Genomic DNA, 18,977 nt, shown 5'->3' with positions numbered 1-18,977 from the left:
CATGTTCTCCCTATGTGGTTTTTTCGTTAACTTGTGCAACAGGCACAAAACCTATAAACAATACGGGCTTCGGGCTTGGTTGAAAGATTTGTGTATTTTTATGATGTCCGCAAAATCTTTTGGATTTTGCTCTGGACAGGAAAAAATAAATCAAAACCTGCCTCGCCGGCAGGCAGGCAAAAAGATTTTGTTTAGAATAAATAAATTCAATGCAACAAGAAAAGGATTATCTACAACGCGAAATTCAAAAATTAACATTATTTCTCACTAAACTAATTAGTAAAATAAGTGGTTCACATTTCGACGACGTCGAAAATGATTTACAACAAACAGACCAAGAATTTCAGAAAAATTTTGGATTTTCTTTATTTGAGTTGATGGATTTGCCAAACCAAAAAATCTTAGATAAACTCAAGGATATTAACCAAACCCATTTAGAGAAGATTACTGAATTACTTTTTGAGTCTGTCAAAAAAGCTAAGGAAACAGACAAAAATTTAGGAATAGATATCAAAACATTTTCAGAAAAAACTATTTTTCTATTAGAACACTTGGACAATAGTTCGGGCACTTATTCGATTGACAGAATGAATAAGAAAAATGTGTTACAACAAAACCTATAAAAAATACGGGCTTCGGGCTTAATCGCAAGGTTTGTGTATTTTTATGAAGTCCGCAAAATCTTTGGGATTTTGCTTTAAACAAGGAAAAGAAAAAACAAAACAAAAGATTTCGCTAACTGCGTGGCGGAAAGCAAACGCCAGTTTGCTCCCGTACTGTTCATAGCTAAACCGTTGTAAACAATTTTGAGTCATTATGACATTTGTAAGAGGTGATTTATTTTAATATGTTGAATGGATAATTTCACACAAAACTATAAACGAAGCTTTTATTTAAGTGGCGACCGAAAGAAATATTGGTATTCGGCATTCTTTTTAGGCTTCTTTGTCTCCCTAATTTTAATAGGCCTTAAACCGTTTGAAAAAAGTATAATAGACCACCCATATATAACACTTGTTAGAATTGGTGTGGGCGTCATTTGTACAATAGTCTATATTGTAGGTTATGAAATTATACTAAAGTGGTTTAAAAACGTAAAATTCAATTATTTAAAACTTATTCTTTTTGATGTTTTTCTAGCCCTAGTAAGTGTTATATTTATATTTCTATATGACCGCTTTATCGTTGTAAAAGACGGGTATGTTACTTTTGGTTTTTTATTGGAATACATTCTTGTATTGGGCCTACCTTTTTACCCTGTAATTCTTTTTATCTTTCATTTTTTAAAAACTGCAGTATTTCCAATTCAAATATATCTCCCCATTGCTAAAGAGGATTTAAAAGAAGACATTTTATACATTGAACAGGATAATGCATCAATTGGGTTTAGCACAAATTTAAATCAGCTTTTGTATATACAATCTCAAGATAATTATATTGAGATACATTATTTAAAAGATGGTGATTATGCCAAACATTTAATGCGGGGTACGTTGAAGAAACTTCTAAAGGACTTCCCTTTTCTTCTTAAAGTACATAGGTCCTTTATAGTGAATCCCTATAAAGTAGAGTGTTTAGTAGGTAACTATACTAAAGCCGCTATTTCTCTTAAAAATGTAGATGTTTCAATTCCGGTCTCTAAATCGTATTTTTCTTCAGTCAAAAACTATTTATCCACTAGTACCAAAATCTAGTCATTTCGCCACAAAAGGGGCCACTTTCTTTTTCTTAAATCAAGTTCTTTATACTTTGGTCGCAATTAAACATAAATTATAAGCTACAGAACAAATGAGACATTTCTGCTTTAAATTCTTAGTACTTTTCTTTTTACCACTATCAATACAATCGCAAACCCTAGATACTTTAGTAGACATTGGGGGCTATAAAATGCATTTCAAAATAATGAAAGGAAATGGAACTCCAATTCTTTTTGAAGCGGGCGCAGGTAACGATGGTTCTGTCTGGGACAACATTTTGGAAAAAATCCATAAAGTTACGGGTACAACATTAATTACCTATGACCGCTCTGGATTTGGACAAAGTGAATTAAATCCAAAATTGAAAAACGATTCAGATTACGGAATAGAAAATGGAATTAAAGAACTGGAGACGTGTCTTTCAAAGTTGGGGTACGATAATGATATTATTTTGGTTTCCCACTCGTATGGTGGGTTGTATAATTTGCTCTATGCAAATAAACATCCTAAAAAAGTAAAATATGTGGTTTTAATTGATGTAACGCTCAACAATTTTTGGAATGATGAATTACTGACAATGAGAGATAACAATGTTGATATTAGTACAATACCTAATCCTTCAGGAGACTATTTTTTAAATGCCAATTACAATGAAACCATGCGATATGCGAGAAATATACATTTCCCAGAAAGCATACCATTACTAAATATTTTTCCTGAAAACTCTTTACCAGGTTTACCAGAGGTACTTTCGACTAGATGGAGAAAACTTCACGAAGAACTTGATGACAATAAGGATAATGTTACAAACATTATCGCCAAAGGAAGTGGTCATGCCGTATTTCAGGATAATCCTTCGTTAATTATCAATGCAGTTATTAAAGCGTACTCAGAAACATTGGATAAAGAGCAACAAATTGAGCTGTTACCAAAGGCTTTAGACAATGCCATGGAATTATCTGTTGAAACTAAGATGAGTAATCGTTCAGAACAAGATTTGAATGCATTAGGATATTCATTTTTAGGAAATGAAGAATTAGATAAGGCTTTAGAAGTTTTCAAATTAACTACAATTTTATTTCCAGATAGCTCTAATGCATATGATAGTTATGGAGAAGCTTTATTGAAGGCAGACAAAAAAGAAGATGCCGTTAAAATGTATGAGAAATCAATTGAATTGAATCCAGAAAATGAGAATGGAAAAACAGTTTTGCAACAATTGAGAGAAGAATAACTATGTACAACAAAAGCAACCATTTCACAAACCGCTGGATAAGTCAAAAAATAGATTCACATAGGCCCCTTTAGGGCTTTTTTTTATGTCCAACAAGAAGCGTTTGGGCAGCCTTAAAACCTAACCCTAAATCAAACTTAAGAGAATCTAAAAAATACACTTGGTTAGATATTGACTATTTTTTTGCAAACAGAGATAATTAAACTACAGTTGTTTGACAAGATATTTGTACCAACAAAGATTTGGTATGAAATGACATTACAAGAACAACTAAAACAAATGCGCCATGCTTCTATGGAAAGGATGCCGCAATCAATAATGAAAGTCTTTACCGATAGTATTGCTAACATCAGAAAAAGCCAGTTAAAAGAAAATACTCTACAGGTAGGAGACTATGTTCCCGACATGAATCTTCAAAACAGCAATGGAAACAATTTATGGTTAAGCAATTTAATAGAACAGGAATTTCTAATTCTAAACTTTTACAGAGGTGGCTGGTGTCCATATTGCAACATGGAGCTTAGAGAGTATGAACGATTAAGAAAATCTTTTAATCAACTAAATACGGACATTGTTGGAATAAGTGCGGAAATACCCGAACTCGCTAATACAACTACCAATAAAAACGGAATATCCTTCCCGGTTTTAACAGATGTAGATGCACAATCTATGAAAGCTGTTGGTATTGTTTTTCAGCTAGATGAAGCCTCCAAAAAGGAATTCAAAAACTTTGGTATGGATTTTACCAAAATTCATGGCAATAGCAATTTTGAACTGCCAGTGCCGGCCGTCTATGTAATTAATAAAGATATGCAAATCGTGTACACTCATTTTGAAGAAGATTATATGACACGACTTGAACCCACAGAACTTTTAGAAAATTTAAAAAACAATTTGATAACAGAAAACACTTAATATCATGAAAAAAAACAAAATTATTTACTGGGCTTCTACCATATTACTCTGTGCCTTATTCATAATGGGTGCCATGATGTATATTTTTAATTACCCAAGAGCAGAGGGCTTTTTTATAAGTTTAGGGTTTCCTACTTGGATTATCTACCCTTTAGCGATACTCAAAATATTAGCTCCCATTGCCATTTTAACTAAAAAATCAAATTTCTTAAAAGAGTTGGCATACGCCGGTTTTCTATTTGATGCTGTTTTAGCGTTTTTTGCCCATTTGATGGTATCAGACGGAGAATACCTGTTTTCTACTGTAGCTCTTATATTGACCATAATTTCATGGATATACGACCGTAAGGTGTTCGGGAATTTTGTACAAAATTTAAATATCTCTAAAAAATAATAATATGACACAGCAATCTAAAATAGGTGTAAAAGAAACCATTGAAAATCTCATTAAAACAGCCACCAGCTTTGATGTAAATAAACTAGAATCTATATATCACGATAATATTCAGGTTATTATGATTGACCCTTTAGGGCAAAAAACGATTTCTGACAAACAAACATTCATGAATTTATTCAAATCCAAACGAGACAATGGAGATGCTCCTTTAAATACCTGGGCAGAGTTTAATCATATAGAGCATAATGGAAATAAAGGTCATGTTGTTTTAAAACGAAAAGTAAATTTGACTGGAATGGAACAAAAAATAGCCCTAAGTATTGATCTAATTTGGGAAGAAAATCGTTGGCAAGTAACTCGTGAAGTTATTTTTGCACAATTCGATTGATAGTCCAATAAGAGTTAATTTTAAATTCATTGGCTACAATAAACAACTGGGTTAAAAGGTACCGGAGCAAAAAATTATACTTCTTTGTTAACGGAGTCAAATTGTTAATTTTGTTCTGTGTAGATTCAAAAATTAGCACCTTTTAAACACTACGTGTCACGCACTAACCGTTGTTAACGCCAAAAAAATGAACAAAACTTTACAAACAGACTTATTAGAAATTGAATCACTACTTGAACAAGTTAAAAAGCAGGGAATTGATTATCTAAACAAAATAGATGAAAGACAAACCTCAGCAAATATTCACAAAACTGAATTGATTAATCTAGGTTCAAAAGGTCTTGGTGCGCGTAATACTTTGCAATTATTCAACCAAAGGTTCGAACCAACAATAGTATCCTCTTCTGGACCTAGATTTTGGGGTTATGTTATTGGCGGGTCTACGCCAGCATCTATTATGGGAGATTGGCTGGCAACAATCTACGACCAAAATCCGCAAGCAATAAATGGAGAAGGAGATATATCTGCAAATATTGAATTAGAAACCATACAATTAATTTTAGACCTTTTTAATCTTCCCAAATCTTTTGTTGGTGGTTTTGTAACAGGTGCGACCATGTCTAATTTTACTTGTCTAGCTGTGGCCAAACAGTGGTTTGGTAAAAACTTTGGTAAAGATTTTGCCAAAGAAGGTATTACTGAAAAAATAAATATCCTAACAGCCACACCGCATTCTTCTGCTCTAAAATCACTTGCTCTATTGGGCATTGGCAGCAATAACATTACAAAAATAAATACAATAGAAGGAAATAGGGAAGCTATTTCAATAGACGATTTAGAAGCCAAAATTAAAGCCTTAAATGGGCAACCTTTTATTCTTATATCAAGTGCGGGAACAGTAAATACAGTTGATTTTGATAATTTTAATGCTATAAACAAACTAAAACAGAAGTATAATTTTTGGTGGCACACAGATGCTGCTTTTGGTGGTTTTGCTGCTTGTTCTGACGCCTACAATCACTTTGTACAAGACTGGGAGTATTCTGACAGCATAACCATTGACTGTCATAAATGGCTAAATGTACCCTATGAAAGCGCAGTGTTTTTGGTAAAAAGAGAACATAGTTCATTACAAGTTGAAAGTTTTCAAAACTCTAATGCCCCCTACCTTGGAGACCCAATGGAAAATTTTAATTATCTGAATTTTCTTCCTGAAAATTCAAGACGACTAAAAGCTTTACCCGCTTGGTTTTCATTAAGGGCATACGGAAAAGAAGGTTATAAGCAAATTGTAGAAAATGCAATTGATTTAGCTAAACATTTTGGAGCTAAAATAGAAGAATCCGAGAATTTTAAATTACTAGCACCCGTAAGATTGAATAATATTGTTTTTAATCTCAACAGCCCTCAGAACGAAGAAAAAGTTGGTACATTTTTAACTCAATTAAACAAAACGGGAAAAGTATTTATGACACCAACAGTCTATAGTCACCAAAAAGGAATTAGAGTGTCTTTTGTAAATTGGAGAACAACCAAAAATGATATTGAGCTAGTATTTAAACAAATGAATGAAATAATAAAAGAAATGTAGCTCAATAAGCTCATTGTCCAAAACTCAAACTTAATTTTGGGGTTGAACATCATTGATTCTTTACTCCACCCTTTGCCCTTGAGCTGTATATACATATGATTCTCATCATGCACCAGTGCCAATGTAGAAATGTAGGAGTTATAGAATTCAAGAAAACACAAGACAGAACAGAAAATTGCCAAAATAGGTAAGCGCCATTTAAACGTATGAACCCAAAAGAGAATCTAAAAAAACTGAACCTTGAACTTCCAGAAGTATCTACACCGGGTGGGAGCTATGTTTCTGTTAATGTTAGAGGAAATATAGCTTACATAGCCATTCAATTTCCTATATTAAATACAGAATACCGCTATCAAGGACGGTTAGGAAATGAAATTTCTACAGAACAGGGCTACGAAGCAATGAAATTATGTGCTTTAAATGTTTTAGCTCAGGTAGAGGCTAAAATTGGATTTAACAACATTGTTGGCCTTAACCATATTGATGCTTATTTTCAATCAGGAGCCAATTGGGACGACTCCCCAATTGTTGTAGATGGAGCTTCGGATATATTCGTAAAAGTGCTGGAAGAAAAAGGCCAACACTCAAGAGCTATTTTTGGGGTTGAAAAATTACCGCGAAACTTTAGTGTTGGATTGACAGCATCATTTACGGTAAAAACAAAATAGGAGAATAACAAAGATTTCTCATGGCGTTGATGAACATTGGACAACCCCATAAGGTTGAGAACAACGACTTTCACCACCGTTTCTCTTCTCTAGACAACTTAACAATCTGCTGTTTTAAAGGGTAAAAAAAAGCATCAAGAAATATTTGCTGATTGTTTATGCAAAGTATAATCTTAATGATAGCATAGATTTTAAAAGATTTCAATGTAATTTACAATTAGAATTAACCGAAAACCGTATAGCACACATTATCCAATTGAATGCAAAAAGTAGAGAAATTTTCGCCAGAAATTAATAAGGTATACTTCATAGAAAGTCATACCCTTATTCATATTCTTTCAGGAAAAGGAAGCATTCAGGTTGACTTTAAGAACTATTTTGATTGGCAGGACAAAGCCATATTTTTAGAAAAAGGACAATACATAAAATTCTTGTCAGATGATTTTATTGTTAGAAAAATTGTGTTCTCTAACGAAAACAAGTTTTATGACAATGATGTAAGAGTATTGTTTAAACACCTAATATCATTAGGTTATATAGACTTAATAGAGTGTGAAGATTGTAATACCTTCCTGTCTGAAACTGCATTAACAGATAATTCTGCAGACATTATTGACATATCTTCTAAACAATGGTTTTGGCAAAACCCTTTTAAGGCCAATAAAGAAGAATATCAAGTTATTTTTGATGCTAAGGAAATCATAGACAAAGAATATTCTAATAAATTAACTAGTGGTGATTTAGTAAATCTAATTAATGATAGAGGATATAATGCCCAAGCATTAATTAAAAATAAAGTTGGCTTATCGGTCAAAAATTTAATGACCTCCAAAAAGCTTCAAGAAAGCCTTAAAGAAGTTGCCTTCACAAGTAAAAACATTCAAGAAATATCTTATGATCTAGGATATAAAGACGATGCTTATTTCAATAGAGTGTTTAAAAAATCAATCGGTCAAACACCTAAACAGTTTAGAGAAAATTTCGATTTTAAAAACAGAGATTTATTTACACAAGATATTTTAGAACTTCTACAAAAATATCATACACAAGAAAGGTCTCTTGAGTTTTATGCTAATGAAATGAACCTCTCTATAAAAGCATTATCTAACAAAGTGAGGGTTAAAATGAATACTTCATTAGGCCAGCTCATTCGTATAGAATTAATCAACTCTGCAAAATTGATGATACTAGAAGGACAATCAATTGCGTCAATATCTAGACAATTAGGCTTTGAAGAACCAAATCATTTCTCGAGATTCTTTAAACATTATTCAAAATTAAGTCCCACAGAATTCAAACTAAAAAAGTACAATTCTTAGTCCTTTTTTTGTAGCAGTAAAACTTCATTTCGTTAACATCTTTGCATTGTATAATCATAAATACAATCAAGATGAATATTAAAGAACAAGTACTAAAAATGGATGCGATAGTATCTCAAGGAGCTATTGTAGATGCCGTAAAAAAATTCTTTGCAGATGATGCAAACACTTCTGACTACGGAAACGGAGGAACCAACGGAAAACCAGAAATGATTACTAAAATGGAAGGTTTTGCTGGTGCAATTGCCAAAGTAAATTGTATAAAACATCATCATACTATTGTAGATGGAAATGTATCAGCATCTGAATTTACTTTCGATTTTGACATGAAAGATGGCAGTAAAATTTATTGGCATGAAATCATTCGTAGAATTTGGAATGATGAAGGAAAAGTAACTCACGAAGAATACTTCAACGCAGCATAGAGCTTAATCTTAAGCAAATTGTCATGCGGACAATTTTAATAAAGAAGCAGCGCAGAAGAGTTTAATAATAACGATAAAAAATAAAAACAATGAAAAGATTAATAAAAACAACGGTTTTAGGATTAACACTTGTAATGGGTTCAGTAGTATTTGCTCAAGATAAAATGGCGAATAATATTGATAATAGTAATATTGCCCTAGAAGGCTACAGTCCGGTTTCTTATTTAGATTTAGGTTTAGCTCAAAAAGGAAATAAAGCATACAAGTCTGAACACAAAAAAGTAGTCTATTACTTTACCTCAACGGATCAAAAAGCAACATTTGATAAAAACCCTGAAAAATATCTTCCGCAATATGGTGGGTTTTGCGCATTTGGATGTTATGCCGGAGCAAAATTTAGAGTTGACCCAAATAAATTTTTAGTAGAAGATGGAAAATACTATCTGTATTTAAACAATGTTGAACTGGATGCGAAACAACTCTGGTTAGCCGAAAACAACCATAACAAATTAACGGGTGTTGCAGATAAGAACTGGAAAGACCTAAGTAAAACCCATAATTAAAAATTATAGTTATGAAATTTGTAACCAAAAGAATTCACGCGTTTTTAGATTACCCTGTTGCTATTGCATTAATAATACTTCCGTTCTTGCTTGGCTTAGGAGCTACTAACCCATTAGCCTTACAGCTTTCAGTCGTAACAGGAGTAGCTGCTTTTATTCTAACACTGCTAACAGACCATCATTTAGGCGCAATTAAAGTGATCTCATATAAAATGCATTTACTGGTAGATTTTATTGTTGCAATAGTATTTATAGTTGCACCACTTATTTTCGCATTTGAAGGAATGGATGCCTATTATTATTGGATTAATGGCATTGCAGTTCTTACCGTAGTAAGTTTACATAAATCTGAGGTAGTAACTTAAAAACCATTTGAATAAAATAACCAGCACACAGCCCTAGAATAATTGAAATAACAACTATCATAACCGCCTTTTAAGGCGGTTATGTAATTTGGGGATTGAAACAACCTACAATGTTTAAGGAACTAAAACAATCTTTTAAGTTTGTCCTAGCCCAATAAAAATAGACAAACAGCTTTCTTGCTCCCTTGGCCCAATCTTTTTTGTTAACTTGTACAATAGGAGGCAATGGCTTTATGCCGGCGTCGGGCATTATCAAAACTCTAACAACGTTGCTAGTCTAGAACAGTAAAAACAAAACAACACGTTTTAACTTGGGGTGCAACGGTATACTACCTCATTTAGGGAAACCCTTAGCACCAACTTATTGAAAATAAAATGAAAGTTACACCAGAAAAAAACGAAAAGGTTGCCAACATGATATTTCCCTCCATTTATCCGCTTTACTTATCTAGGTTGGAGAAAAATGGAAGAACAAAAGAAGAACTTGATCAAGTAATTGAATGGTTCACCGGTTTTGACCAAAATGCTTTACAGGCACTTATTAATGAAAAAGTAACCTTTAGAACATTTTTTGAAAAGGCTAAAATACACCCAAACGCACATTTGATCAAAGGAGTGGTTTGCGGTTATCGGATTGAAGAAATTGAGGATGAGTTTGAGCTGTACAAACAATGTAGACGTCTGGAAAAACTCATAGATGAATTGGCAAAAGGCCGTAAAATGGATAAAATTTTACGTGAAGAAAAAAAATAGTAACCGTTATTCTGCCAGCAAACAGATATTTTTAAGCCCCTTCACGGGGCTTTTTTTTGTTTATGATTAGAAATGAAAACGTATTTTTAGGTTGTGGTATTGTAAGCTCAACATTCGGCTTGACACCGAACCAATCTTATTGCTATTGACAGAAGAAAAATACATAAAGGACTTAAAACTAAAATTTGAAAGCTATACTCAAATTTCTGCCCAATCTTGGTCTTTAATTCAGTCTATAGTAACGTTTAGAAAGCTGAAAAAAGACGAAACCCTACTCCAAAACGGGCAAGTAGCAAAAAGCATTCATTTTGTATGCAAAGGAGCACTACGGGCATACGTAACGGATGCCGAAGGCAATATTTACAATAAAAACATTTTTTTGGAAACCGATTTTGCCGGTTCTACGGTTTCCTGCCTTTTGGGCAAGCCCTCAAATTTTACCCTAGAAGCTTTAGAGGATACCATTCTCATAAGTCTAAATTATAAAAAGTACAGAGAATTCATTAGCCGCCAAACCGACTTGAAAGATTTCTATATTGCTTATCTAGAATATAATTGGGTCATAGAAAAAGAACAAAGGGAAATTTCCTTGGTTATGGAAAATGCCACGGAACGGTATTTAAAATTGCGTGCCAAACACCCCAATATTGACCAAAGAATACAACAACTCCATTTGGCCTCCCACTTAGGTATAACGCCTACACAGCTCAGTAGAATCCGTAAAGGTTTAAAAAAAAGAGCCTGAATCAACATATGTAAATGCTTGAGGTTTTCCGTTCGGATATTTTTGTCCAATCAATTTAAAACAAGAATATCATGAATTACATAGACCATCTAAAATGGCGCTATGCCACCAAAAAATTCGATGCCTCAAAAAAGATAGCTCCGGACAATCTTGAAAAAATAAAGGAGGCCATTCAACTATCCGCTTCATCATACGGTTTACAGTTGTACAAGGTGCTTATAATTGAAGATCCGTCAATAAGGGAACAGTTAAAAACTGCTTCTTGGGGGCAAGACCAAATTACGGACGCTTCGCATTTAATAGTCTTTTGTAATTATACCCATGTAGAAGATGTGCACGTAGATGATTTTCTACACCGGACGGCCATCACACAGAACATTGAAATGAACAACCTAAGTGACTATGGCAACTTTATGAAAGGGAAAATTAAGGCAATGACAGCATTGGAGTCTTTTCATTGGACGGTCCGGCAGACCTATTTGGCCCTTGGTAACTTGCTCAGTGCCTGTGCCGAACTAAAAATTGACTCCTGCCCTATGGAAGGTTTTGAGGCTGATAAATACAACGCTATTCTAGGCCTTACCGAAAAGGGCTTGAATGCCGCCGTAGTTGCAACCATTGGCTACCGCTCCCATGAAGACCACACCCAACATCGCCCTAAGGTTAGAAAACCATTGGAAGAATTATTTGAAGCTGTATGAACCAGACCGGATTATCTTTGCTAGCCGTGTTAGGTGGAGTTTTTTTGGCTGCGCAAGGTGGTTTCAACTCCAATTTGGCCGTGCTGTTAAAAAATCCCCTATTGGCATCTGTTGCCGCATTTTTTAGCAGTACCATTTTTGCGGTGGCCTTTGTACTCTTAAGTTCTAAAAGCTCCGCAAATTGGACCGAGGTAAAACAGATACCCCTTTACCTTTGGTTTACCGGTGGATTATTTAGTGTAATGGGAATAAGCCTCTACTACTACACCATTCCAAAACTGGGCATATCTACAATGATATCTTTGGGTTTGTTCGGGCAATTGGCCTTTTCTATTGTTGCCGGGCACTTTGGATGGCTAAACCTACCTGTAGAACCCATAACATTTAAGAAAGGGGCAGGTTTTGTTATACTCATTTCAGGAATTATTTTAATCAATATAAAATGAAAACAAGGGCGGAATTAATACATACGAACATAAAGAATCTAACATCGCTCTGGGAAACCGCCGGAGCGGCCTTTGACAGCTACCATAAAACACCGGTTTTTGAATATTGCGAGATTCATGCTTCTGAATGGCCTAATAGGTTATGGCTACATCAACCTATAAATCAAGAAACAGTTGACTTGATCAAACAGAAAATAGGGGAAATGGCCGCACCTATTACCTTACCAGTTTGGGATATTTATGATGATAACCAAAGTGCGCTTTTAGAGAATAACGACTTTGTTTTCATTTTTGAACAAGTGGGCATGTCCTTAAAACCTTCGCACTTTTTTGATATTCAGGGCGATGTAAATATGGAACGGGTTACGGATTCTACCGATGCTAAGTTATGGTCCGTGCTCTTTCAAAAATCGTTCGGATATGAAATTAGCCTGGAGACCGTTAGTAAAACACTCAGTGAACTTGAGTATTACATAGCCTATTCCGATGGACTTGCTGTGGGAACGGCCATACTGCACCAAACCAATTCGGTTATGGGCATTCATGCCATTGGCATACCTCCAGAAATGAGAAGAAGAGGCTACGCAGACCAAATTATGAGATTGCTGATAAACAAAATCATCAAAAACGGATTTGAGTATATAACACTGCAGGCTTCCAACATGGGGTTAAACCTATATCTAAAACTAGGTTTTGAGGAGCAGTTTCTAATAAAAAATTATAGGCTTGCACAACGGTAATCATCCTGCAAGCCTATACTAAACCAATCGTACTTGCTTTGTCTTTGTCCAAAGCACATATAACTTTCAAGAAATAGGCAATTGCCAAAATGGGCCCTCCTTTAATGCCTCATTTAACCCAATTTGGCTTTTGCCTTGTCTTGTACCCAGCGTACTTATGCTTCCAATAGTTGCTTTAATTCCTTGGCCGCCTCTGCAGGGTCTTCTGCTCCGTATATGGCCGCCCCAGCTACCGCTACGGTTACACCGGATTGTTTAACGGCAGTTATACTGCCTTTGTTAACACCACCTGCAATAGAAACGGATACTCCAGATCTTGCGGCTTCATCTATCAAAACCTGAATTGAATAACCATCTTCCGCCTGCTCGTCCAAACCGGCATGTAACTCTACAAACTCAGCACCCAAAGCTATGGCTTCCTGTGCACGCTTTACCCTATCCTTTACTCCAATGGTATCTACCACTACACCTTTACCATGTTCCTTTCCTGCTTTTACTGCTCCTGCTATAGTAGAGTCTCCGGTTGCTCCCAATACGGTAATATAATCCGCTCCAGCCCCAAAAGCCATATTAGCTTCCAACTCACCTGCATCCGCAGTTTTAAAATCGGCCAAGACCAATTTATCGGGAAAAGCATCTTTCATTTTTCTGATTCCGGATAGACCTTCACTTTTAATAAGCGGTGTACCCAATTCAATAATATCAATGTAAGGTGCCACTTTTGTTGCCAATGCAATGGCATCCTCAATTTTTAATAAATCTATTGCTACTTGTAACTTTGCCATAATTTGCTATTTAAATGTTCTATATGTATTTATATTCAAAATCTGTTATTCCATATTTGCGTGTCGCTTCCAAAGCTCAGAGGCAGAACCGCCTTCCAAACCCCATAGCGTCTGTATAAGTGCATCAAACACCAACAGTAACGATTGCTCAAACAAGCTACCTGCGTATTGTTTGGAAATAGTTTCATTGCGCTCCTGTTTCTGCGCGGCAGGTATGGTTACCGTATGGTCTGCCAAAAGCGCTAAACGAGAATCGGCATTAGTGGTAAAACAAAGGACACCCGCACCCACTTTTTCAGCAGTTTCCGCAGCCCTAACAATTCCGCTTGTTGTACCCGAACCTGAACCTGCTATAAGGACATCTCCCTTTTCAATGGCCGGTGCCGTAGTTTCTCCAACTACATGCACTTTATACCCCAAATGCATTAAACGCATGGCCGCGGCCTTCATCATAAGCCCCGTACGCCCCGCTCCCATTATAAAAATGTGTTCTGCATTGGTAATTGCGGGAATCAACTTTGCTATCTCGGAATACGAGATGGTATGAATTAGTTTTATATGCTCATTTATGATGGTATTCAAAGCACTTTCAACCAATTCTGCGTCTTTTTTTTCCAGTACATTTTCCATAACTCGATCAGCTCTAACTATTTCTATTCATTAACGAGTACAAAGTTATCCTAGCAAATAGCCTTTACACTGATACTATTTGACAGATGACTGGTACAATCTGCCCATATGCATTTTATGTGTGGTGTTATTCGCTACTTTTGTGGTACATTTTGGAAATCGTAAATTTTACGGCCGATTTTTCGCCTTTAAACCGCGCCCCTTTCAACCTCTAAAAAACAGCACAGTTATGCTCAGTGATAAAGTATTGTACATCCGAGATTTGGGAAATTGTCCTCCTGAATACTTGAACGATCCGGCAAGACGGGATTTTTATGAAATTGTTTGGTTGCAAAATGAAGACGCCCTTCACGAACCACAACATGATTTTCAGACGCTAAGAGGAGATTGGATTTATTTAATTCCGCCCTATCGTGTACATCAACTTAATAAGGCCGGAAAAAATGGAGTCCTTATCTCATTTAAACAAGAGCTCTTGGAAGGTGATTTAAAGGAATTTTTACTGGACGTTTTCCGTATGTTCAACATACAGGGCGAATTCTCCTGCCTGCAGGTTAACACTGAGAGTTCTAAGGGCTTGGCATCCGTACTCCAGCTTTTAGAAGAAGAGTATAACCAAGAAGCCATTAATCTGGTACTGATAAAAGCTGTTTTAAAGGTATTTCTCTTAAAATTGATTCACTTAAAAGAACAACATTTTACCTTACAGGATATTAATGAAAAACGTGTTTACGAATTCATGCTCTTACTTGAAGCAAATTACAAGACCCAAAGAAATGCTCGGTTCTATGCAGAAAAATTGGGTATAAGTGCAAAACGCCTGAATCAGATTTTAAAGGAAAAACTGGATAAAACCGGAGTACAGCTTATTCACGACCGACTTATACTGGAAGCGAAAAGGCAAATTATACATAGTGAGAATACCATTAAGGAAATAGCGTACAATCTGGATTTTAAGGATCATTCTTATTTTAGTAGGTTTTTTAAACTACACGCAGAGCAAACTCCCCAAGAGTTTCAGAACAAGGTAAAGGAGCACGTAATATCCCATGAAAACACCCTGTATAACTAACACGCTTACTTATAACACTGTTGGATGTAACCCTGCTTAAGCTAAAAATTATATATCCGGGTACTCCATTTTCCTTTGTATTGATTATTTTTCCAAACCGAATATTTCCGCTCAGTAAACACCAATTATGCGTAAAGAAATAGCCATTGAAACTTGGTACAGAAAAGACCATTTTGAATTCTTTTCAAAGTTTGATGAACCCTTCTATGGTATAACCGCGAAAGTAGATTGCACCCAAACCTACACCACCGCAAAAGAGAAAGGCCATTCTTTTTTCCTGTCCTATCTGCATAAATCTTTGGTGGCCGCAAACAGAACGGTTCAATTTAGGTATAGAATTGTTGATGGCAAGTTGTACGAATACGAAACTACGGACGCCTCACCCACCATAAACAGGGCAAACGGCACGTTTGGTTTTTCTCATTTAAAGTACCGCGAAAACTTTGAAGACTTTCTTGACTTAGCGCTTCCCGCCATAGAAAAAGTACGTAATTCTAACCGGCTTATGCCTTCGGAATCCGGCGAAAACGTGATACATTGTTCTGCTATTCCTTGGATAGATTTTACTTCCATATCCCATGCTAGGCATTATGCACGCCCGGACAGTTGCCCCAAGTTTGCCTTTGGAAAAATGACATCTGAAGGCGACAGGTTGTTCATGCCCGTTTCCGTTCATGTACACCATGCCTTGGTAGACGGTTATCATGTAGGCCAATTTATGGAAGAACTCCAAAAACTAATGTAAGCGAAAATCTTGCTTATTAAAACACGATGTTCACAAAAGGTAGTATGGGACTGGTATAAACACTCTCATCTTTGTCATACAAAACATTATACTTTGCACCAATAGCAATTTTATCGGTAATATTCAATCCTGCGCCAATGAACAGTGCAGAATCCCAATAATCTTGTTTTATATCTCCCGTTACCGCCTCTGTTTTAGTGTTTACCTTAAGTTGAGCAAACTCCAAGAGCATAGTAAATCTCTCAACAGGACGATATTGTGTGAGCACATTACCCCCAAAAGTTGTAGTATTCTGCAAATCTTTAATAGAAGTGTAACTTCCTTGAACACCTGCTCCTATACTTACTTTGTTGCTTACGCTATAAACTAAATTTGGAGATAGGGCTATGTTTGTTCCACCAACAAAACTTAAACCAAATCCGCAGCCAAACCTCAGGCGTTTATCAACAACATCCATACTGTCCTTTACGGCAATATCCGTGACCTGTGCAGATGTATCTATTGAAAAAAAGAGCATTCCTATTACTAATGCTAGCTGTATACTTAGTTCTTTCATTTTAAATATTTTCATAATGTGTGAGATAAAATGGTTAGGCTATCGGGATAAATATAAAGTTTTTGTCATTAATTTTAACATTTCCTTTAGATTCTTTTTGTGAATAGAACTAGCACTAAGCAAAGAAAATTAGAGACAAGACTCCTGAAATACTATTCGCTACGCTGAATAATTACTTTTGGAAATATTTAAATGCAACATAATCAAACAAAAAACACTTTACTTTTTTAAAATTTACGGTAGATTGTAGAGAATTACACCAATTTATCCGTACTTGATAAGTTCCATTCAGGCTCCAATAAAAATCATTTATAAAATTTTATGGATTGAGGTATGTTTTTTTCTTTTTGCTTCTATAGATGTGTTTACTTTTTCATTACTTGCTTTAAAACATTTATATAAAAAAGCTATGATAAGAAAAGGAACAGAAGTAAAATGGAAATGGGGCTCAGGAAGCGCCACGGGAAAAGTAGAAAACACTTATGAGGAGTCCGTAACCCGAAAAATTGATGGTAATGAAGTTACCCGTAACGGATCAAAAGACAATAAGGCACTTTACATTAAACAAGAAGATGGAAGCAAGGTCTTAAAGCTTGAGAGTGAAGTTGAGCGCGCAGATTAATTTATTAGGTGAAAGCGTTTTCTTAATTTAGGATTTTGCAAACTCCATTCAAGAAATTGTAACATTCTACCAATTCGTTTTCCGCTTATGAGCAAGCCCTTTATTACAGACAAGACTTATACATCACAGGATTTTACGGGCAGTAAATTGGCAAAAGGAGATTATGAAAACTGCGTTTTTGAAGGATGTAATTTTGCCGATGCCTATCTGGACAACCAGAATTTTATGGACTGTGAGTTTATAGATTGTAATCTAAGTAATGCCAATATTAGGCATACCACCTTTAACGAAATTTCATTTTCCCATTGTAAAATGATGGGACTAAAATTTGAAGATTGCAATACGTTCTTAATGAACTTTAGTTTTAACAATTGCAATTTAAACTATTCGTCTTTTTACGGGCTAACGCTTCTTAAGCAACAATTTATTTCGTGTAAGTTGATTGAGGCCGACTTTACCGAAGCAACTTTAAAGAGTGCATTTTTTGATGATTGTGATTTGCAAGCCGCTATTTTTGCACGTACCGATCTTGAAAACACAGATTTTAGAACCGCCATTAACTATGTCATAGATCCGGAAACAACAAACCTTAAAAAGGCTCGCTTTTCAAAAGATGGGATTATAGGTCTCTTAAAGAAATACAACCTTAATATAGAACCCTAAGCGGGCAAATGCGTTTACAAACGGATAAATCAGTATCTTACTGACATTTAAATTTGTAAACCATGAACCGATTTCTTTTTGTTTTCCTTTTCCTTTCCTTGAGCATTAAAGCTCAAAACACCACAACATTACCGGAAAATACAAAATCGCCCAACGCTACGCTGTCCGATATTTCATGGATGCAAGGCAATTGGTCAGGCGAGGCCTTTGGCGGAATTACGGAAGAAATATGGGGACCACCTTCCGGAGGCTCCATGATGTTCTCCTTTAAACTGGTGGCAGATGGCAAAGTTTCATTTTATGAACTGGGACATATTCGAGAACTTAATAAAACATTGGTATACGAGCTTAAACATTTTAATGCCGATTTAAAAGGATGGGAAGAAAAAGATGATGTACAATCTTTTAAGTTGGTTAAAGTTGAAGCAAACCGAGTATATTTTGAAGGCTTTACTTTTGAAAAAGTAAGCGACAATGAAATTAACATCTATGCGCAGATAGGTAATGAAGATGGGTCTGCCCAAGAAGTCATATTCAATTTTAAAAAGTAATAGGTTGAAGAAAAAATGTTTAGACTGTGGCAGCGAGATCAAAGGCAGAGCAGACAAAAAATTCTGCTCAGATTATTGCCGAAATGCGTATCACAACCAAGCCAATAAGGATAGTAACAACCTCATTCGTAATACCAACAACCGCTTACGAAAGAACTATAGAATACTGGATAGTTTTACGCTAAAGGATGGAAAAACCACTACTCCAAAAGCCAAGTTATTAGACAAAGGGTTTGATTTTGATTTTATAACTAGTCTCTACACCACCAAAAAGGGCACGGTGTACTTTTTTGTATATGATTTAGGTTATTTGCCATTGGATAATGACTTCTACATGATTGTAAAGCGGGAGTAATTAATACGCTTACCATAAAAAAAATGCCTCCCTATTCAGGAAGACATCTTA

26 protein-coding genes are annotated in these 18,977 nt (G+C 35.4%); 23 read left to right on the top strand and 3 right to left on the bottom strand.

From position 1 onward, the window contains the following. Positions 1–209 precede the first annotated feature (209 nt). The 17 genes from Q4597_RS16160 (at position 210) to Q4597_RS16080 (ending at position 12,947) form a co-directional block, all read left to right on the top strand. Complete coding sequence (locus Q4597_RS16160; protein WP_303407147.1) at positions 210–623, top strand: hypothetical protein; 414 nt, start codon at positions 210–212, stop codon at positions 621–623. Between the two features lie 231 nt (positions 624–854). Further along, positions 855–1,694 carry a LytTR family DNA-binding domain-containing protein gene (locus Q4597_RS16155; protein ID WP_303407145.1) on the top strand — a complete coding sequence of 280 codons (840 nt, stop codon included), beginning with the start codon at positions 855–857 and terminating at the stop codon, positions 1,692–1,694. 208 nt (positions 1,695–1,902) lie between these two features. Next, the gene (locus tag Q4597_RS16150) at positions 1,903–2,931 is read left to right on the top strand and encodes an alpha/beta fold hydrolase (protein ID WP_303407144.1); all 1,029 of its coding nucleotides are present in this window, start codon (positions 1,903–1,905) and stop codon (positions 2,929–2,931) included. Between the two features lie 252 nt (positions 2,932–3,183). Then, positions 3,184–3,846 (top strand): peroxiredoxin-like family protein, encoded by a 663-nt coding sequence (locus Q4597_RS16145; protein WP_303407141.1) that lies wholly within the window; start codon positions 3,184–3,186, stop codon positions 3,844–3,846. 4 nt (positions 3,847–3,850) lie between these two features. Beyond that, positions 3,851–4,240, top strand: a complete 390-nt coding sequence (locus tag Q4597_RS16140) for a DoxX family protein (protein WP_303407139.1) — start codon at positions 3,851–3,853, stop codon at positions 4,238–4,240. Between the two features lie 4 nt (positions 4,241–4,244). Beyond that, entirely contained in the window at positions 4,245–4,631 is a 387-nt protein-coding gene (locus Q4597_RS16135) for a hypothetical protein (RefSeq protein ID WP_303407137.1), read from the top strand. Positions 4,632–4,818: 187 nt separating this feature from the next. Continuing rightward, the gene (locus Q4597_RS16130) at positions 4,819–6,222 is read left to right on the top strand and encodes a pyridoxal-dependent decarboxylase (protein ID WP_303407135.1); all 1,404 of its coding nucleotides are present in this window, start codon (positions 4,819–4,821) and stop codon (positions 6,220–6,222) included. 206 nt (positions 6,223–6,428) lie between these two features. Beyond that, positions 6,429–6,890: a RidA family protein gene (locus tag Q4597_RS16125; protein ID WP_215913184.1), complete on the top strand. Its 462-nt coding sequence runs from the start codon at positions 6,429–6,431 to the stop codon at positions 6,888–6,890. Between the two features lie 260 nt (positions 6,891–7,150). Continuing rightward, positions 7,151–8,209 (top strand): AraC family transcriptional regulator, encoded by a 1,059-nt coding sequence (locus tag Q4597_RS16120; RefSeq protein WP_303407133.1) that lies wholly within the window; start codon positions 7,151–7,153, stop codon positions 8,207–8,209. 98 nt (positions 8,210–8,307) lie between these two features. Then, entirely contained in the window at positions 8,308–8,634 is a 327-nt protein-coding gene (locus Q4597_RS16115) for a hypothetical protein (RefSeq protein ID WP_303407131.1), read from the top strand. 89 nt (positions 8,635–8,723) lie between these two features. Continuing rightward, positions 8,724–9,197, top strand: coding sequence for a YHS domain-containing (seleno)protein (locus Q4597_RS16110; protein ID WP_303407129.1), 474 nt, complete (start codon positions 8,724–8,726; stop codon positions 9,195–9,197). Between the two features lie 11 nt (positions 9,198–9,208). Further along, entirely contained in the window at positions 9,209–9,562 is a 354-nt protein-coding gene (locus tag Q4597_RS16105) for a hypothetical protein (protein WP_303407127.1), read from the top strand. A 375-nt stretch (positions 9,563–9,937) separates the two neighbouring features. Next, positions 9,938–10,315 carry a DUF2200 domain-containing protein gene (locus Q4597_RS16100; protein ID WP_303407125.1) on the top strand — a complete coding sequence of 126 codons (378 nt, stop codon included), beginning with the start codon at positions 9,938–9,940 and terminating at the stop codon, positions 10,313–10,315. 145 nt (positions 10,316–10,460) lie between these two features. After that, positions 10,461–11,060: a Crp/Fnr family transcriptional regulator gene (locus Q4597_RS16095; protein ID WP_303407124.1), complete on the top strand. Its 600-nt coding sequence runs from the start codon at positions 10,461–10,463 to the stop codon at positions 11,058–11,060. A gap of 71 nt (positions 11,061–11,131) precedes the next feature. Continuing rightward, positions 11,132–11,761, top strand: a complete 630-nt coding sequence (locus Q4597_RS16090; RefSeq protein WP_303407123.1) for an NAD(P)H-dependent oxidoreductase — start codon at positions 11,132–11,134, stop codon at positions 11,759–11,761. Next, a complete protein-coding gene (locus Q4597_RS16085; protein WP_303407122.1) occupies positions 11,758–12,207 on the top strand; it encodes a DMT family transporter in 450 nt (149 codons plus the stop codon). The genes Q4597_RS16090 and Q4597_RS16085 overlap by 4 nt, the downstream gene beginning before the upstream one ends. Beyond that, positions 12,204–12,947: a GNAT family N-acetyltransferase gene (locus tag Q4597_RS16080; protein WP_303407121.1), complete on the top strand. Its 744-nt coding sequence runs from the start codon at positions 12,204–12,206 to the stop codon at positions 12,945–12,947. Before Q4597_RS16085 ends, Q4597_RS16080 begins: the two co-directional genes overlap by 4 nt. A gap of 155 nt (positions 12,948–13,102) precedes the next feature. On the opposite strand, the gene hxlA is transcribed toward Q4597_RS16080, so the two are convergent. Beyond that, positions 13,103–13,732, bottom strand: coding sequence for a 3-hexulose-6-phosphate synthase (hxlA, locus tag Q4597_RS16075; protein ID WP_215436034.1), 630 nt, complete (start codon positions 13,730–13,732; stop codon positions 13,103–13,105). Positions 13,733–13,777: 45 nt separating this feature from the next. Further along, on the bottom strand, positions 13,778–14,362 hold the full coding sequence (gene hxlB / locus Q4597_RS16070; RefSeq protein ID WP_215913191.1) for a 6-phospho-3-hexuloisomerase: 585 nt from the start codon (positions 14,360–14,362) through the stop codon (positions 13,778–13,780). Positions 14,363–14,591: 229 nt separating this feature from the next. Here hxlB and Q4597_RS16065 point away from each other — a divergent pair, with 229 nt between their 5' ends. Together Q4597_RS16065 and Q4597_RS16060 are read left to right on the top strand one after the other, a co-directional pair. Continuing rightward, a complete protein-coding gene (locus tag Q4597_RS16065; RefSeq protein WP_303407120.1) occupies positions 14,592–15,434 on the top strand; it encodes a helix-turn-helix domain-containing protein in 843 nt (280 codons plus the stop codon). 127 nt (positions 15,435–15,561) lie between these two features. Beyond that, the gene (locus Q4597_RS16060) at positions 15,562–16,179 is read left to right on the top strand and encodes a chloramphenicol acetyltransferase (RefSeq protein ID WP_215436045.1); all 618 of its coding nucleotides are present in this window, start codon (positions 15,562–15,564) and stop codon (positions 16,177–16,179) included. 16 nt (positions 16,180–16,195) lie between these two features. Here the strand turns inward: Q4597_RS16060 and Q4597_RS16055 are convergent, their stop codons facing one another. After that, entirely contained in the window at positions 16,196–16,735 is a 540-nt protein-coding gene (locus Q4597_RS16055) for a hypothetical protein (RefSeq protein ID WP_289038323.1), read from the bottom strand. Between the two features lie 409 nt (positions 16,736–17,144). Here Q4597_RS16055 and Q4597_RS16050 point away from each other — a divergent pair, with 409 nt between their 5' ends. From Q4597_RS16050 to Q4597_RS16035, 4 genes are all read left to right on the top strand, one after another. Further along, positions 17,145–17,357 carry a DUF2945 domain-containing protein gene (locus tag Q4597_RS16050; protein WP_215436048.1) on the top strand — a complete coding sequence of 71 codons (213 nt, stop codon included), beginning with the start codon at positions 17,145–17,147 and terminating at the stop codon, positions 17,355–17,357. A gap of 87 nt (positions 17,358–17,444) precedes the next feature. Then, positions 17,445–18,020, top strand: coding sequence for a pentapeptide repeat-containing protein (locus Q4597_RS16045; RefSeq protein WP_303407119.1), 576 nt, complete (start codon positions 17,445–17,447; stop codon positions 18,018–18,020). Positions 18,021–18,082: 62 nt separating this feature from the next. Further along, positions 18,083–18,571, top strand: a complete 489-nt coding sequence (locus tag Q4597_RS16040) for a DUF6265 family protein (protein ID WP_215436058.1) — start codon at positions 18,083–18,085, stop codon at positions 18,569–18,571. 4 nt (positions 18,572–18,575) lie between these two features. Further along, positions 18,576–18,926, top strand: a complete 351-nt coding sequence (locus tag Q4597_RS16035; protein WP_215436062.1) for a hypothetical protein — start codon at positions 18,576–18,578, stop codon at positions 18,924–18,926. Positions 18,927–18,977: the final 51 nt, after the last annotated feature.

The sequence above is a fragment of the Zobellia sp. 1_MG-2023 genome (assembly GCF_030549125.1).
Taxonomy (GTDB): Bacteria; Bacteroidota; Bacteroidia; order Flavobacteriales; family Flavobacteriaceae; genus Zobellia; species Zobellia russellii.
Note: the sequence above shows the minus strand (reverse complement) of the source record. Positions and strands in the feature narration are given on the sequence as shown.